This is a genomic window from Enterobacter sp. ECC-219 (assembly GCF_043966805.1).
Taxonomy (GTDB): domain Bacteria; phylum Pseudomonadota; class Gammaproteobacteria; order Enterobacterales; family Enterobacteriaceae; genus Enterobacter; species Enterobacter cloacae_N.
Genome location: NZ_CP143680.1, coordinates 1133953 through 1149215, shown reverse-complemented (window position 1 = coordinate 1149215; position 15263 = coordinate 1133953). Strand labels below are relative to the sequence as shown.

The 15263-nt window shown below is 57.3% G+C and carries 10 protein-coding genes; 7 read left to right on the top strand and 3 right to left on the bottom strand.

Translation table 11 applies throughout. The features are described 5' to 3' along the window. Position 1: 1 nt before the first annotated feature. Positions 2-3778, bottom strand: coding sequence for an autotransporter assembly complex protein TamB (tamB, locus tag V1603_RS05355; RefSeq protein WP_395313580.1), 3777 nt, complete (start codon positions 3776-3778; stop codon positions 2-4). Then, positions 3775-5508, bottom strand: coding sequence for an autotransporter assembly complex protein TamA (gene tamA, locus V1603_RS05350; RefSeq protein ID WP_116343584.1), 1734 nt, complete (start codon positions 5506-5508; stop codon positions 3775-3777). The genes tamB and tamA overlap by 4 nt, the downstream gene beginning before the upstream one ends. 223 nt (positions 5509-5731) lie before the next feature. Between tamA and msrA the strand changes: the two genes are divergently transcribed. Beyond that, entirely contained in the window at positions 5732-6373 is a 642-nt protein-coding gene (gene msrA, locus V1603_RS05345) for a peptide-methionine (S)-S-oxide reductase MsrA (RefSeq protein WP_116343585.1), read from the top strand. Here the strand turns inward: msrA and V1603_RS05340 are convergent, their stop codons facing one another. Further along, a complete protein-coding gene (locus V1603_RS05340; RefSeq protein ID WP_116343586.1) occupies positions 6374-7432 on the bottom strand; it encodes a LacI family DNA-binding transcriptional regulator in 1059 nt (352 codons plus the stop codon). A 193-nt stretch (positions 7433-7625) separates the two neighbouring features. On the opposite strand from V1603_RS05340, the gene V1603_RS05335 reads away from it, so the two are divergent. The 6 genes from V1603_RS05335 to V1603_RS05310 all read left to right on the top strand — a co-directional run bounded on the left by V1603_RS05335 (position 7626) and on the right by V1603_RS05310 (position 15235). Continuing rightward, positions 7626-8777 (top strand): Gfo/Idh/MocA family protein, encoded by a 1152-nt coding sequence (locus V1603_RS05335; protein WP_163330691.1) that lies wholly within the window; start codon positions 7626-7628, stop codon positions 8775-8777. 16 nt (positions 8778-8793) lie between these two features. Then, positions 8794-9978, top strand: a complete 1185-nt coding sequence (locus V1603_RS05330) for a Gfo/Idh/MocA family protein (protein ID WP_116343588.1) — start codon at positions 8794-8796, stop codon at positions 9976-9978. Further along, a complete protein-coding gene (locus V1603_RS05325) occupies positions 9975-11042 on the top strand; it encodes a Gfo/Idh/MocA family protein (protein WP_192981773.1) in 1068 nt (355 codons plus the stop codon). Before V1603_RS05330 ends, V1603_RS05325 begins: the two co-directional genes overlap by 4 nt. A 12-nt stretch (positions 11043-11054) precedes the next feature. After that, entirely contained in the window at positions 11055-12077 is a 1023-nt protein-coding gene (locus V1603_RS05320) for a Gfo/Idh/MocA family protein (RefSeq protein ID WP_395313579.1), read from the top strand. A 78-nt stretch (positions 12078-12155) separates the two neighbouring features. Beyond that, positions 12156-13703 (top strand): MFS transporter, encoded by a 1548-nt coding sequence (locus V1603_RS05315; RefSeq protein WP_395313578.1) that lies wholly within the window; start codon positions 12156-12158, stop codon positions 13701-13703. A gap of 194 nt (positions 13704-13897) precedes the next feature. Next, positions 13898-15235 carry a hemolysin family protein gene (locus V1603_RS05310; RefSeq protein ID WP_028015283.1) on the top strand — a complete coding sequence of 446 codons (1338 nt, stop codon included), beginning with the start codon at positions 13898-13900 and terminating at the stop codon, positions 15233-15235. Positions 15236-15263 lie beyond the last annotated feature (28 nt).

The window sequence follows — 15263 nt, the reverse complement described above, 5'->3', positions numbered from 1 at the left end:
GCTAAAACTCAAACTGATAGAGCAGATCAAGTGCCTGGTCTACGCCGGACACTGCTTCCAGATATAGCTTAGGCATCAGGCGATAGCGTAACGTGAGTGTTGCCAGTGAGTCAAAGATCCCCACACCATATTTTACCTGCAGACCCGGCAGTACATAGCCGCTGACCACCACCTGCGAGGAGTCACCCACGCCCTGGGTGTCCAGCGCCAGATTGCTTACGCCGAACGTCTCGCCGATTTTACCCACAACCTGCCCACTTTGTGCAACCCCCAGGCCGACCAACATTGAGGTCATCGCCGCGCTGTCGCTCTGACCGCTGTCCAGGCCTTGTCCGCGCAGCAGGTAAGAGAGAGCTTCCTGCTGCGACATCGCCGGGTCAGAGAAGATCTCCGCCTTCGGTTCGTCGGCAGAGCCGGTAACGCGTACGCCAGCAATGACGTCGTTTTCCGTCGCTTCCGGGTTACGAATCGCTTCGATGTTCAACAATGGTTGATCCGGTGGACCGGAGAACAGCAGCTCGCCTTTGCGGACAATCAGATCCTGACCATAGGCGTGGAAACGCCCTTCAGGGATATTGATCTGCCCGTTCAGGCCAAGCCCTTGCTTATCCTGCGCCACTTTCAGGTCGCCCGTGAGCCTCGCCTTCAGCCCAAACGCATCCAACCGCACGTTATTCCCCACGTGCACGATAAGGTTACTATTAATCGGTATGCCAGCGCTCTTCTCTTCGGCAGGTTTCAGATTTTCATTGAGCATAACTTCATCACTGGAGACGCCGACCGCGCTTTCCGGTACCTCGTGAACCACGATGCGCGCCCACGGCACGTCCACGCGGCCATCCAGGGTGAAGAGGCTTGGCGTCGCTTCAAAGACCACGTCCGGCGAGACGTCCAGGCGCACCATTGGCGGTACAGTGATGCGCACCTTACTGCCTTTCGCAGCAATACGGGCTCGCCAGTTGTCGAGCTGGCTCCAGTCCGCGTCGCCGCTCAGGTTAATTTGCCCCTGCTGAGTTAATACCGAGCCGCTCAGCGTCGAGCTCATGCCGTTGAAGTTCATCGCGATCTGGCTGGGCTGCATATCAAACGGCATGAAGTTACCGTCGATATCCACACCGCTGAGCCGCAGCTGGCCGAACAGCTGAGGGCTTTGCGCGTCGCCAGCCAGACGCAGATTGGCATTCACCATGCCCTCGGCTTTTTCCCCGCGGGCGAAAATCGGGTTCACCATCGCCAGGTTGAAGTTCCGAATATTGACGTTACCGCCCAGATTGCGCCGTCCCTGCGGATCGGTGATCTGTATCTGCCCGTCCATCTGCCCGTTGTTGGTCAGTCGGATAAGCCATCCCAGCTCCGCACGGTTGTTATGCAGGTCCGCGCTGACGTTCAGGGTATCGAAGGCCACCGGCAGCGGCGCGTCGTTCACCTCCTGCGTCACCTTCACGTTGCGGCCGGAGAGCGTAACGCTGCCCTGTGGCAGCCCCTCTTTGGTGGTGTCCCAGGCGACATCGGCTTTCCCGCTGAAGACGCCGCTTGCCTGCGTGGTATCCGGCATAAACGGTTTAAGCATCGCCAGATCGAAACGGTTGAGGTTGATCTGCGCGCGCCCTTCCGCGCCCGCATCAATGGTCTGCGGCACGCACAGCTCCGCATTCGGGTTGGTCCAGCAGTGTGGCCCGATGCTGATCTTCTGCTCGGCGTTACGGTAGTCCAGCGCAATAGAGCGCGACAGCGCCAGCGGACCCACCGGGGTGTTGAAGCGGGTGTTGTCCAGCGTCCCTTTCCAGCGCGCTTCTTTGCGATCGAAGCTGCCGGTCAGGTGAAGCTGGCCGGAAACCGGTTCGCCCTGCACACGCAGCTGGAGATCGTGCTGCTTCTCGTTCCCTTTGGCGTCCAGAGTCACCAGGCTAATGTTGACGTCCGGCTGGGAAATGCGCTCCACGCGCAGGTTCAGGTTGCCGCCGATTTGATCGGTGGATTTCACATCCCCTTCCACGCGGACGCGGGCGACGCTCAGTTCCTGCCAGCGCAGGTTATTGGCGGTAATGTCCGCCAGCAGCTGTGGCGCCTCCACGGTGCCGCGCACTTTCACGAGCCCTTTCGCCGTACCGCCCAGACCCGGCAGAGCGTTATCCAGATTCGGCGCGTCGATGGTGGCATCCAGATTGAGATCCTTCACCCCCAGTTCGCCTTTGATATCCGCCGTGTTGCGGCCCAGCGCCACGTGCAGCCCTGGAATCACCCACTGCAGGTAACTGTTGCCTTTCACCGAGCCTTCAACGTTCACCTTGTTCTGCTTCACGTTCCCGGTGAGCTTGATTTCCGGCACGTCCATCTGCCACGTACCGCCGTAGAGGCTGCCGCGGGTTTTAATCAAACCATCGAGCTTCGACGGCCAGTCCGGCACCTCTTTGGCGGTGTTGATCCCCTTCAGCTTCAGTTCGCCGCGCCAGCTGATCGCCTGCTGCCAGTCGAGCAGCGCGGTCAGCTCGGTCTTACCTTCCAGCGCCGCGACGGTCAGCTTGTCGAGGTTAACCTGCTGTTCGTTGCCTTTTGCATCCAGCGTGATAGTTGCGGGCGGGACGTCCTGCCCCTTCACCGCGGTGCGGAACGAGAGCGTGTAGTCGGTCATCTTGCCGCTCAGCTTCAGCTTCAGGTCATCGGCCTGATACTGTTTTTCGCCGGTAAACGGCCAGTAAAGCTGCTTGCTGACCACCTCAAGATTGAGCGGCAGCCCGGCTTCCGCCAGCTGGGTTTGCGCACGCAGGACCATGTCTACCGGGCCGGAGAGATTCACCCCGACGTCCAGCTTTTCGCGCAGCGCCCCGCCCACTTTAACCTTCACTTTTTCGCCCTTCAGCGGGTCAATATTAAGCGAGCTGTTGAGGGTGATATCCACCGGCCAGTTGTCGCGCAGCAGGGCGTTGCCTGACGCTTTCACCGAGCCCTGGTTGGTGTCGATATCCAGCGCGTCGAGCTTCATGTTGCCGTCAATGCTGCTGACTTTCAGCAGCATGTTATAGACCGTCAGGTCGGTATCGCCGGTCAGGCGCAGCTGTTCGCCTTTGAACTCCTCAATGTTGAGGTTCAGCGGCAGATGCACGTCGGTCATTTCCGGCAGGACAGGCTTCGAGAAGAGATCTTTCAGCGTTTCGCCCAGCGGCTTCTCTTCCGGCTGCGGGTTCTGGATCTTCGGCTCGACGATCTCCTCCTGCGCCACGTCCGCCACTTTCGGCAGCGCGATCAGCAACCCCTGCAGTGAGGTTGGCGTCAGGGTGAGGTTTTTCTCCTGCCAGCGCAGCCCGGAGGTGAAGTCCATGACGGACACAGTGGTGTCGTCGATTTTGATATTGACGTTATCCAGCGCCACCCGATAAAGCGCAATCGGGTACGGCGTGGAGAGATTCAGCGGGCCGCCGTCCTCTTCCTCGGCCGGCGCAGACGGCGGCATCTTCTTTGAGTCTATCGCCACGTTGACGTCTTTTAGCGACAGATCGTTCACGCAGAGCTTACTGTCCCGAAGGCAGCCCAGCTTCACCGCGAGATGGAATTCCCCGGCGTTGACCGCCACGCCAGGTTGCTCGTAGCGGATGTTCTTCAGATGCAGATCGCGCCAGCCGCCCGTCACCTGACCAATCTCCAGCCCCGGCACCCAGCGGTTCGCGGCGTTAAACAGCAGATGCAGCCCGGTCGTCGTTCCTACCAGAAACGCCACCGTACCGAGCAGTAACACGATAAAAATCAGCACCCCGAGGCTTATTTTCTTCCATAAACTCATAATTCAGGCCCCAGACCGATGTAAAACTGTAATCCGTGTTCGTCTTTGTCGCCGACAGGCACGGCGAAATCGAGCTTGATGGGCCCGACGGGTGATTGCCAGCGTACGCCCACGCCCGCGCCGGTTTTGAAATCGCTGCGGCGGATATCGTTCACCGCTTCACCACCGTCAACAAACATGGCGCCCCACCACTTGCCGCTGACGTTGTACTGATACTCCAGCGATCCGGTCGCCAGTTTTGATGCCCCGGTCAGCTGGCCTTTTTCGTTTTCAGGCGAGATCGATTTGTACTTATACCCGCGAATGCTGCGGTCGCCCCCGGCGAAGAAGCGCAGGTCCGGCGGAACGCGCTCGAAATCGCCCGTTTCAATCCAGCCGAGATTGCCGCGCATGACAAAGCGGTGTTTATCATACAGCGTACGGATCCAGACGTTTTGCGCCTGCACCACCGTGAAGTCGACGTCAGAGCCCCACATCGTATTGGAGTAGTCGATAGAGTAACGCTGTGAATCCCCCCAGGTTGGCATCAGGCCACCGCGCGAGCGGGTGCGGCTGATCATCACCCCAGGATAGAGCAGCATGGTGGTGTTGGTGACGTTAGCCTGGGTAAAGTGGTCCAGGCTCCAGCGCAGGTTAATGGCGCGCTGCCAGCCGCTGGAGAGATCCCAGAAGCGGGAAACCGCGAGCGTGGTGGAGTCGGACTCCGTATCGTTCAGGTCGGTACGCTTAAAGCCCCCCTGGACCAGATAGTACTGCTCAAGCGGGTTTTTCAGCAGCGGCATTTTGTAGCTGAAATCAAGCTGCTGTTCCGGGGCGGAAATGCTGGCGCTGGTGGTCAGGCTGTGACCGTAGGAGTTCATCCACGGCTTTTTCCAGGTGGCCTTCACGCGCGGGCCGACGTCCGTCGAGTAGCCAACACCGGTCTCAATGGTGTTCTCGGTGCGCGGCGAGACAACGCCATGCAGCGGCAACACCTTGGTTTTGCGAGACTTATCAAATTCCGGTGCGACAACCACGGAGTTAAACCAGCCGGTAGCAGAAAGACGACGGTTCAACTCCGCCAGGTCGCTCGACTGGTAGTAATCGCCTTTTTTGAACGGCACGAGGTTTTGCAGGTACTCTTCACGAATTTGCGAACCTTCAAACGTCACATCGCCAAAGCGGTAGCGTTCTCCACTGTCGTAATCGATATCCCAGAAGGCCTGACGTCGATCCAGCGCAATGCCCAGCTGGCTTTTATTGAACTGGCTGTCGAAGTAGCCCTTGCGCAGGGAGACGCTCGTCAGCTCTTTTTTGAAGTGGTCGTAGTCGCCGTGATTGAGCACGGTGCCGACTTTTGGCCGCGTGCTGAGCAGATCCAGGTAATCCCGGTCGGTACGCGCGCCGCCGCGCAGGATGACGTTCGTGCCACCGATCAGCACCGGCTCACCCGGTGAGACGCGGGCAATAAGCACCTGACGCCCCTTCTTTGGCGGCGGGCGGAGATCGAAATCAATGGTGGGTTCGTAATACCCCAGCGCTTTTAGCCCTTCACGGATCGCATCATCCACGCGCGCACGAAAACGCCGGTCCGGCGTCACCTCATCACTCTGGATGGTCGACAGCTGCGCACGCACGTTTTTTTCCAGCGCCCCGGATAACCCCTCAACCTGCAAACGGACATTCGCCGCGCTGGCAACCCCGCTTGTCAGCAACACACTGACTAAACATAACTGGCGGATTTTTGTCACGTTTTCTCCTGAATATCCCTTTTCCACCCTGGAAGCAAATGAAGCGCCGCTGTGCGGCAAAATACGGCCTGGTAGCCAAAAACCCAAATCGTGGGTTGAAAACGGGTGTAACACCCAAATATTTCTTATGATTAAATCTAGTCTCATTCAGCGCATTTATTGTGTTCAATTAAACGCTTCGTGACAACCTTAACCGAAACATCGCACCCCGGGAGGCCCCATCGTGAGTTTATTCGACAAAAAGCATCTGGTTTCACAAGCTGATGCATTACCGGGACGCAACACCCCTATGCCTGTGGCAACCTTACACGCCGTCAACAACCATTCAATGACCAACGTGCCGGATGGAATGGAAATCGCCCTGTTCGCCATGGGCTGCTTCTGGGGCGTTGAGCGCCTCTTCTGGCAGTTGCCCGGCGTGTACAGCACCGCGGCCGGCTACACGGGCGGTTACACGCCGAACCCAACCTACCGCGAAGTCTGCTCCGGCGAAACCGGGCATGCGGAAGCGGTCCGCGTGGTGTATGACCCTGCGGTCATTAGCTACGAACAGCTCCTGCAGGTCTTCTGGGAAAACCACGACCCGGCCCAGGGCATGCGTCAGGGCAACGACCACGGCACGCAGTACCGCTCGGCGATTTATCCGCTCACGCCTGAGCAGGATGCCGCCGCGCGCGCCAGCCTTGAGCGTTTCCAGCAGGCCATGCGTGAAGCGGGTGATACGCGCGACGTGACGACAGAGATCGCCGCCGCGAAACCGTTCTACTATGCCGAGGACGATCACCAGCAGTACCTGCACAAAAATCCGTACGGCTACTGCGGTATCGGGGGCATCGGCGTCTGTCTGCCGCCACAGCTGGCCTGATTAGCGTTCCAGCGCCACGCGAGCCGCGTGGCGCGTGGCGTTACTGACCGAACCGTAGTCCATTACCTTCCCCTGCAGCAGCAGGTTAAAGACCGGCGCCTGCGGCCGGTTGAGCCGCGTTTGCAGCAGGTGTACGGCTTCAATCCCCAGCTCGCGACAGGGCACCGTCACGCCCGTGACCGGTTTTTCCAGACGGTGCGCCAGGTTCCATGCAAAATCGGTCGTAATCAGCGAAATGTCTTCCGGAATGCGCAGCCCGTGGCGGGTTAACGCCCTGACTACCCCCTCCACCATACTGGTGCTGTTCGGGAAAATAACCTCCGGCCACTGGGATCTGTCATGATTCATCAGCCACGCATCCAGCGCCCGCTCGGCCTCCTCTGCGGTAAACCACTCCGTCACCAGCAAATCTCGCTGGGGATCAAAGGCCACGTGAAAATGGCGGTACGCCTCTTTAATGCCGTCCAGACGCGCATACAGCGTTTCTCGCCGCAGGCAGGTGAGCGTGAGTACCCGCCGATGTCCCTGCTCAAAAAGATACTGCATGGCGGTAAAGCCAATCGCCCGGTGATCGGGCGAAACGGCATCCAGCTCCCGATCCCGGTCAACGGAATTAATTAATACGCAGGGCTTATTCAGCGTGCTGGCGAGTTTAAATATGGTGGAATCATCAGTCCCAATAATAATTATCGCGTTGATATTCTTCTGGCTGGCCTTTTCCATAAATAATTTCACATCGGCGTGCTGCTCTTCTAATCCACAGCAGCTGACCCACACGTTGTGCCGCGCGCAGGCTTCAGCAATCCCTTTCGTCACCTCCAGATAAAAAATATCCCCGCGTCCCTGAAAAGTTCTTTCTGGTGCAAAAACAGCGATACCGTTAATTAATAGTCTGCCGCTCGCCATTGACTCCAGTACGCCTAATTCTCGTGCGGTGCGAACGATCGCCTCCCGGGCTTTATCGCTGGTATACGATTTGCCGCTTAACACCCGCGAAACCGTGCTGACGGAAAAGCCCGTCAGGGCCGCAATTTCCTCCATTTTTAACCTGCCGGGCATAGTGTGACCTCGCTCTCATTCAGTTTTTGCAAATATTTGCAGAAACAGCCTTTTGATTTTAAAACCAAATTTCAAAAAGCCTGGAGATTACTTAACCACCTTGCGAGTATTCTCACAAAAACACATTGTCGCTGCGGCTCGCCTTTCCTATTTTCCGGTCATCACTTCTTTTCAACAGAAATTAAGGTGTGACATGGAGAAGGTACGTTTTGGCATTATTGGAATAGGTAATATCGGTACGGTCCACGCACGCTATTTACTGGCGGGTACGGTCAGCGACGCCTGCCTGACGGCAGTTTGCGATAATGCCGTTGAAAAGCACCCGGCTATTCGCCAACTGGTCGGCACCCTCCCGTTATTCAGCGACGCGCAGGAGATGCTCCAGAGCGGGCTTATCGACGCGGTGATTGTCGCGACGCCGCACTACGAGCATCCGCGCCTGTCGATGCTGGCGATGCGCAACGGTATCCACACCCTGTGTGAAAAACCGGCAGGCGTATATACGGCGCAGGTGCAGGAGATGAACGCCTGCGCCCGGGAGTGCGACGTGATGTTTGGCATCATGTACAACCAGCGCCCGAATCCGCTTTACCAGAAGGTGAAAGATCTTATCGACAGCGGCGAGCTGGGTGAGATCCGCCGCTCCAACTGGATCATCACCAACTGGTATCGCTCGCAGAGCTACTACAACTCCGGCGGCTGGCGCGCTACCTGGAAAGGAGAAGGCGGCGGCGTGCTGCTCAACCAGGACCCGCATCAGCTCGATCTCTGGCAGTGGCTGGTGGGGATGCCGGTCCGCCTGCGCGCGTTCTGTCAGTTCGGCAAGCATCGCGATATCGAAGTGGAAGACGAGGTCACCGCCTACGCTGAGTATGCCAACGGCGCGACCGGCGTGTTTATCACCACCGTGGCGGAAACGCCGGGTACCAACCGGCTGGAAATCGTCGGCGACCGCGGCAAGGTGGTCGTTGAAGAGGGCAAGCTGCGCTACTGGCGGCTGCGTGAGTCCGAAACCGCTTTCAACGCCCGCTGGCAAAACGGCTTCGGTGAACCTGAATGCTGGGAGGTGACGCTCCCCGTCGCCCCGGAATGCAGTGATCATCACGTTATTACCGCCAACTTCTGTGCCGCCATCCTTCGCGGCGAGCCGCTGATTGCGCCGGGTCTGGAGGGGATCCGCGGGCTGACGCTCTCCAACGCCATGCACCTCTCCACCTGGACAGACGACTGGGTCGACCTGCCGCTCAACGAGAAACAGTATCTGCGCCTGCTTCAACAGCGTATCAGCACCTCAATAGCTAAAGAGACCGCCAGCGTCACGCTGGACGCCTCTGGCACCTGGTAACTTCGGAGATAAAACGATGTTAAATGTCGCCATCGTGGGAACAGGGAATATCTCCCATAACCATATTCAGGGCTATTTGCAGTTTGACCAGCGCTGCCGGATCGTCGCGCTGGTCGATATCTACCCGGAAAAAGCCCACGAGAAAAAAACGCGCTACGGCCTGACAGATGCGCGCGTGTATGAAAGCCACCAGCAGATGCTGGCGTCAGAGGCGGATATCCACATCGTCGACGTATGCACCCCGCCTTACGTCCATGCAGAAATCAGCATTGATGCCCTGCACGCGGGTTGCCACGTGCTGTGCGAAAAACCGATGGCCGCCTCGCTGGAGGAGTGCGACGCGATGATCGCCGCACAAAAGGCCAGCGGCAAGACGCTCTCCATCATTGCCCAGAACCGTTTTACCGATGCCTTCTGGCGCTTAAAAGCCGCGCTGGAATCGGGGCTCGCCGGGAAGATTTGCCACGCGCAGGTGGATTCGCTCTGGTGGCGCGGACACTGCTACTACGACCTGTGGTGGCGCGGCACCTGGGAAAAAGAGGGCGGCGGCTGCACCCTGAACCACGCGGTACACCATATCGACGCCATTCAGTGGATGCTCGGCTTCCCGTCAGAGGTGGTGGCGATGATGACCAACGTGGCGCACGACAACGCCGAAGTGGAAGACCTCAGCGCGGCAATTTTCAAATATCCCGGCGGCGCGCTCGCGCAGCTTACCGCCTCTGTTGTGCACCACGGGGAAGATCAGAAGATCGTCATTCAGGGCGATAAGGCGCGCATCTCCGCGCCGTGGCAGGCCTTCGCCAGCGTCAGTGCCGATAATGGCTTCCCGCAGGAAACTAACGATCTGTCGCGAGAAGCGCAGCTCAACGCCGTTTTTCACGACACCCGGAAACTCGAATGGACGCTGCACGCCGGTCAGATTAACGATCTGCTTTATGCCATCGAGCACGGCACGGCGCCGTTAGTGGATGGGTTACAGGGCAAACGCTCGCTGGAGCTGATTACCGCGATCTATAAATCCGCCATTACCCGGAGCGTAGTTTCGCTGCCGATTCAGCGTGATGACCCGTTTTATCGCACCGGCGGGACCAACGCCCTCGCCCCCCGTTTTTATGAAAAATCTGCAAGCGTCGCCAACTTCAGCGAAGTGGGCGCTATCCCTCTGGGTAAAGATTTGGATCGAGGAGTATCAGCATGAACAAAAATGACGGAATGAACTACGCCCCGGTGGGCAAACCGCAGCCCGTTGTCAGGGAAGGAGAGTTTGTGTTTGCCGCCGCCGCGCTCGACCACGGCCATATCTACGGGATGAGTAACGGCCTGATTGAAGCCGGCGCCACGCTGAAGTGGGTGTACGACCCTGACCCGGCAAAAGTGGATAAATTTATCCAGCAGTACCCGCAGGCAAAAGTGGCGGAGTCGCTGGAGGTGATACTCAACGACGACGAGGTGCGTCTGGTTGCGGGTGCGGCCATCCCGTCCGAACGCTGCGCGCTGGGGCTGAAAGCGATGGCGGCGGGCAAGGACTACTTCACGGATAAAGCACCGCTCACCACCCTTGAACAGCTGGCCGACGCTAAAGCGATGGTGGAGAAAACCGGGAAGAAATACGCGGTGTACTACAGCGAACGCCTGCACGTAGAGAGTGCGGTTTTTGCCGGACAGCTGGTGCAGCAGGGCGCGATTGGCCGCGTCGTGCAAACCCTGGGAACCGGCCCGCACCGGGAAGGCACCGGTCGCCCGGACTGGTTCTACGATCGTCGTTACTTCGGCGGCATTTTGTGCGATATCGGCAGCCACCAGATTGAGCAGTTCCTGTTTTACACCGGAAACAGCGAGGCCTCCGTGGTGGCAAGCCAGGTTCGCAACGTTAAACACCCGCAGTACCCGGCATTTGAAGATTTTGGCGATGCCATGCTGAAAGGAGAAAACGGCGCCAGCGGCTATTTCCGCTGCGACTGGTTCACCCCGGACGGGCTCTCAACCTGGGGCGACGGCCGCCTGACGCTGCTCGGCACAGAAGGCTATATCGAAATCCGTAAATATGTCGATCTCACTCGCGGCGAGCAGGACGTGGTTTACCTGGTCAATAAAGAGGGGGAATTCCGTTATCCGGTGGCTGGGCAGGTCGGGTTCCCGTTCTTTGGGGAACTGATCCTCGACTGCCTGCACCGTACCGAAAACGCCATGACGCAGTCGCACGCCTTCAAGGCGGCGGAGCTCTGCGTGAAGGCACAGATGCTGGCCAACGCGACGGCATAACGGGAGGTAACGATGACGATCCTGAACACGGCGGTTATCGGCGCCGGCGCGATTCACGGCTGCCATGTGAACGCCTTACGCCAGATCCCCAACGTCGCGCTGCGCGCGCTGGTAGACATCGACAGCGTCAAAGGACTGAAGCTGGCGATGGATTACCAGTGCCGTTTTTATCAGGATTACCGGGAAATGCTGCGGGATGATGCCATCGACGTGGTCCATATCTGCACGCCGCATTTCGAACATAAACGTATGATCCTGGACGCACTCTCTTCCGGGAAGCATGTGTTCTGCGAAAAACCGGTAGGGATGAACAGCAGCGAACTCGACGATATCGCCCGCGCCGTTGAGCAGGCTCCAGGCCTGCTTGGCGTTTGCTATCAGAACCGGCTCAACCCCACCAGCCTGCGCATCCGTCAGGCGCTGAACGATGGCGAGCTGGGGAAGATGCTCAGTATGAAAGCGGTGCTGACGTGGTCACGCTCGGGGGCGTACTACACCGAAAGCCCGTGGCGTGGACGGCTGGCAACGGAAGGCGGCAGCCTGCTGATCAACCAGGCGATCCATACCCTTGACCTGATGCAGTGGTTCACCGGCGGCGTGACGCGTCTGAAAGGCGTGGTGGATAGCGGTGAACTGGCGGACGTCACCGAAGGGGAAGACAGCGCAATGGCGACGCTGCACTTTGCCAACGGCGCGCGCGGCCTGTTTTATGCCAGCAACTGCAATACCGTGGATTCCCCTCTCTGGCTGGAAATCCACTGTGAACGGGGTTCGCTGTTAATGAATGACAACGTGCTCTGGCGCATCACCCCCGGCGAGCGTCGCAGGCTGGTGAGCGATGACTCCCCTGACGGCTCGGTCAAAAGCTACTGGGGGCTGGGACATCAGCAGGCGATCCGCCGTTTTTATCACGCCATTAATCACTCGGGAGAAACGGACTACACCGATATCCATTCTGCCGGAAAATCACTCGCGCTTGTGGAGGCCCTTTATCGCTCATCTCAATTGAGACAATGGATAGATATCAATAATTAGAACGTAATGTGTCGTCCAGCAGTAAATAAAAATACGACCTGAAAACAGGTTAATCATTACCCTACACTGGATATTATTATGGTCAAACCAACTGAACGTAGAGTTGGTTATGGCGTAGCGCTTGGCTACGGCGTAACCGATCTGTTTGGCGGAGGCGCTTTCGCCATTATCGGCACCTGGCTGCTATTTTTTTACACCACCTATTGCGGACTCTCGGTTATTGAAGCGGGTTCGATATTCGCGATTGCCCGCGTCATTGATGCACTCTTAAGCCCGATTATGGGCTATATCACCGATAATTTCGGCAATACCTGGCTCGGCCGTAAATTTGGCCGTCGCCGCTTCTTTTTATTACTCAGCGCCCCATTAATGTTTTTGTATGGCCTGCTGTGGCTGACGGATATGGGCTACTGGTATTACCTGGGAACCTATCTCTCGATCGAATTGCTGTCGGCGATGGTGCTGGTGCCCTGGGAGACGCTGGCGGCGGAAATGACAAACCGCTATGAAGAGCGTAGCCGCCTCTCCGGCGTGCGTATGATCTGCTCCCAGCTGGGTGGTTTCCTTGCGGTTTCCGTCCCGGGCGTGATCATGCAGTTCACGGGGAAAGATAATCCGTTTACCTATACCCTCACCGGGCTGATATTTTCCTGCGTATTTTGCATCGCGGTATTTATTACCTGGTACACCACCTGGGAAGCCAAAGATGTGCAGCAGGAATCCGATTTTAAGGTGGATAACCAGCGCAGCAGCGGAATACTTAATCACCTGAAATATCTGGTACTGGATCTCTTTTCCTCATTCCGCATTCGCGCGTTCCGCCTGCATATTATTATTTATATCTTTTCGTTTACGGCGATGGACGTATTCGGTTCGGTGTTTACCTATTACGTCGTGTACTGTCTGAGCCAGGATGCAGCTGCGGTATCCGGCTGGTTGAGCATTGCGGCCTTCGCCTCGGTACCCGGCACGTACGGGTTTATGCTACTGCTGAACCGGCTGAATGTTACCCCTTCGGCCGCTCTGCGCCTCTCCTACGGCTGTATCTTCTGCGTGCTGGTATTCCTGTTTACGGTCTACCTCACCAAAACGCAGGTGCCGACGCTGCTGTTCTCGGCGGTCTTTATCCTGCTGGGCGCTTCCCGCTCTGGCCTCTACTATATTCCGTGGAACATCTACAGCTTTATTCCGGATATCGACGAGATGGTGACGCAGCAGCGCCGCGAAGGGATTTTTGCCGGCGTGATGGTTCTGACCCGCAAAAGCACCGTGGCAATTGCCATCATGATTATTGGCCTTGTGCTGCAGGAGTCCGGCTTCGTGAAGGGCAGCGGCGCACAGCCAGAAAGCGCGCTGGGGGCAATTATCGGCCTGATGATCTTCGCAACGGCAGCCCTTCTGGCGGTGAGCTTCTTTACCACCTACAAATTTAAGCTCACCCGCGAGACGCATAAGCTGCTGCTCAAGGAGATTGCCCGCCGGAAATTGGGCGGAGATTACCGCGACTGCGACGCCAAAACCCGCCTGATAATCAAGCAGTTGACGGGTTATGAGTATGACCAGGTGTGGGGAGGCGATGCCACAAGACGGACGGTGGGAAGCGCCCGCTTATCTCCCGTGAAATAACCTCGCGTACCGGGCAGCCCCCCGCTGTCCGGTCTGTTTTTATGCCAAAATGTGACCTCTGGCAGATTTACATCTCTTTACGCTATACTACCGCTGAAATAATCGGCTCAACGCTACGAGCTGACGTTCTACGTGTTTTCACACAAATGGTATCAACTCCCCTTCTGAGGATCTGGCGTGAAGCCGGATAAACTATGTTAAACAGTATTTTAGTAATACTTTGTCTGATTGCCGTCAGTGCATTTTTCTCGATATCTGAGATCTCGCTGGCCGCGTCCCGTAAAATCAAACTTAAGCTGCTTGCCGATGAAGGCAACATCAATGCCACCCGCATCCTGAAAATGCAGGAAAACCCCGGTATGTTCTTTACCGTGGTGCAGATTGGCCTGAACGCAGTCGCCATCCTCGGCGGTATCGTAGGGGATGCAGCGTTTTCTCCGGCGTTTTATAGCCTCTTTGTGAAGTACATGTCCGCTGAGCTTGCCGAACAGCTGAGCTTTATTCTCTCCTTCTCGCTGGTAACCGGCCTGTTCATCCTTTTTGCAGACCTGACCCCGAAACGCATCGGTATGATTGCGCCAGAAGCTGTGGCTTTGCGTATCATCAACCCGATGCGCTTCTGTCTGTACGTGTTTCGTCCGCTGGTGTGGTTCTTCAACGGCCTGGCGAACGTGATTTTCCGCATCTTTAAGCTACCGATGGTGCGTAAAGACGACATCACCTCTGACGATATTTATGCGGTGGTGGAAGCCGGCGCGCTGGCCGGGGTGCTGCGTAAGCAGGAACACGAGCTGATTGAGAACGTGTTTGAACTGGAATCCCGTACCGTGCCCTCTTCCATGACGGGCCGTGAAAACATTATCTGGTTCGATTTACATGAAGATGAGCAGAGCCTAAAGAACAAAGTGGCGCAGCATCCGCACTCCAAGTTCCTGGTCTGTAATGAAGATATCGACCACATCATCGGTTACGTCGACTCCAAAGACCTGCTGAACCGAGTGCTGGCAAACCAGAGCCTCGCGCTTAACAGCGGCGTACAGATCCGCAATACCCTGATTGTGCCGGACACCCTGACGCTCTCAGAAGCGCTGGAAAGTTTCAAAACCGCCGGGGAAGACTTCGCGGTGATCATGAACGAATACGCGCTGGTGGTGGGCATTATCACCCTGAACGACGTGATGACCACGCTGATGGGCGACCTGGTAGGCCAGGGTCTGGAAGAGCAGATTGTCCAGCGTGACGATAATTCATGGCTGATTGATGGCGGCACACCAATTGAAGACGTGATGCGCGTGCTGGATATCGACGAGTTCCCGCAGTCCGGCAACTACGAGACCATCGGCGGCTTTATGATGTTTATGCTGCGTAAAATCCCGAAACGTACCGACTCGGTGAAGTTCTCCGGCTACAAGTTTGAGGTGGTGGATATTGATAACTACCGCATCGACCAGCTACTGGTGACGCGCATCGACAACAAGCCGACCGTGCTGGTGCCGAAGCTGCCGGACGCGGAAGAGAAAGTGTCGGCGTAACGTTCATGCCTCCCACAAACATCAACGG

Excerpts from the sequence above, each read along its gene's own strand:
- V1603_RS05320 (WP_395313579.1), top strand. The coding sequence starts at position 11,055 with ATGACGATCCTGAACACGGCGGTTATCGGCGCCGGCGCGATTCACGGC.
- V1603_RS05335 (WP_163330691.1), top strand. The coding sequence starts at position 7,626 with ATGGAGAAGGTACGTTTTGGCATTATTGGAATAGGTAATATCGGTACG.
- V1603_RS05330 (WP_116343588.1), top strand. The coding sequence starts at position 8,794 with ATGTTAAATGTCGCCATCGTGGGAACAGGGAATATCTCCCATAACCAT.
- V1603_RS05310 (WP_028015283.1), top strand. The coding sequence starts at position 13,898 with ATGTTAAACAGTATTTTAGTAATACTTTGTCTGATTGCCGTCAGTGCA.
- V1603_RS05315 (WP_395313578.1), top strand. The coding sequence starts at position 12,156 with ATGGTCAAACCAACTGAACGTAGAGTTGGTTATGGCGTAGCGCTTGGC.
- V1603_RS05340 (WP_116343586.1), bottom strand. The coding sequence starts at position 7,432 with ATGCCCGGCAGGTTAAAAATGGAGGAAATTGCGGCCCTGACGGGCTTT.
- V1603_RS05325 (WP_192981773.1), top strand. The coding sequence starts at position 9,975 with ATGAACAAAAATGACGGAATGAACTACGCCCCGGTGGGCAAACCGCAG.
- tamB (WP_395313580.1), bottom strand. The coding sequence starts at position 3,778 with ATGAGTTTATGGAAGAAAATAAGCCTCGGGGTGCTGATTTTTATCGTG.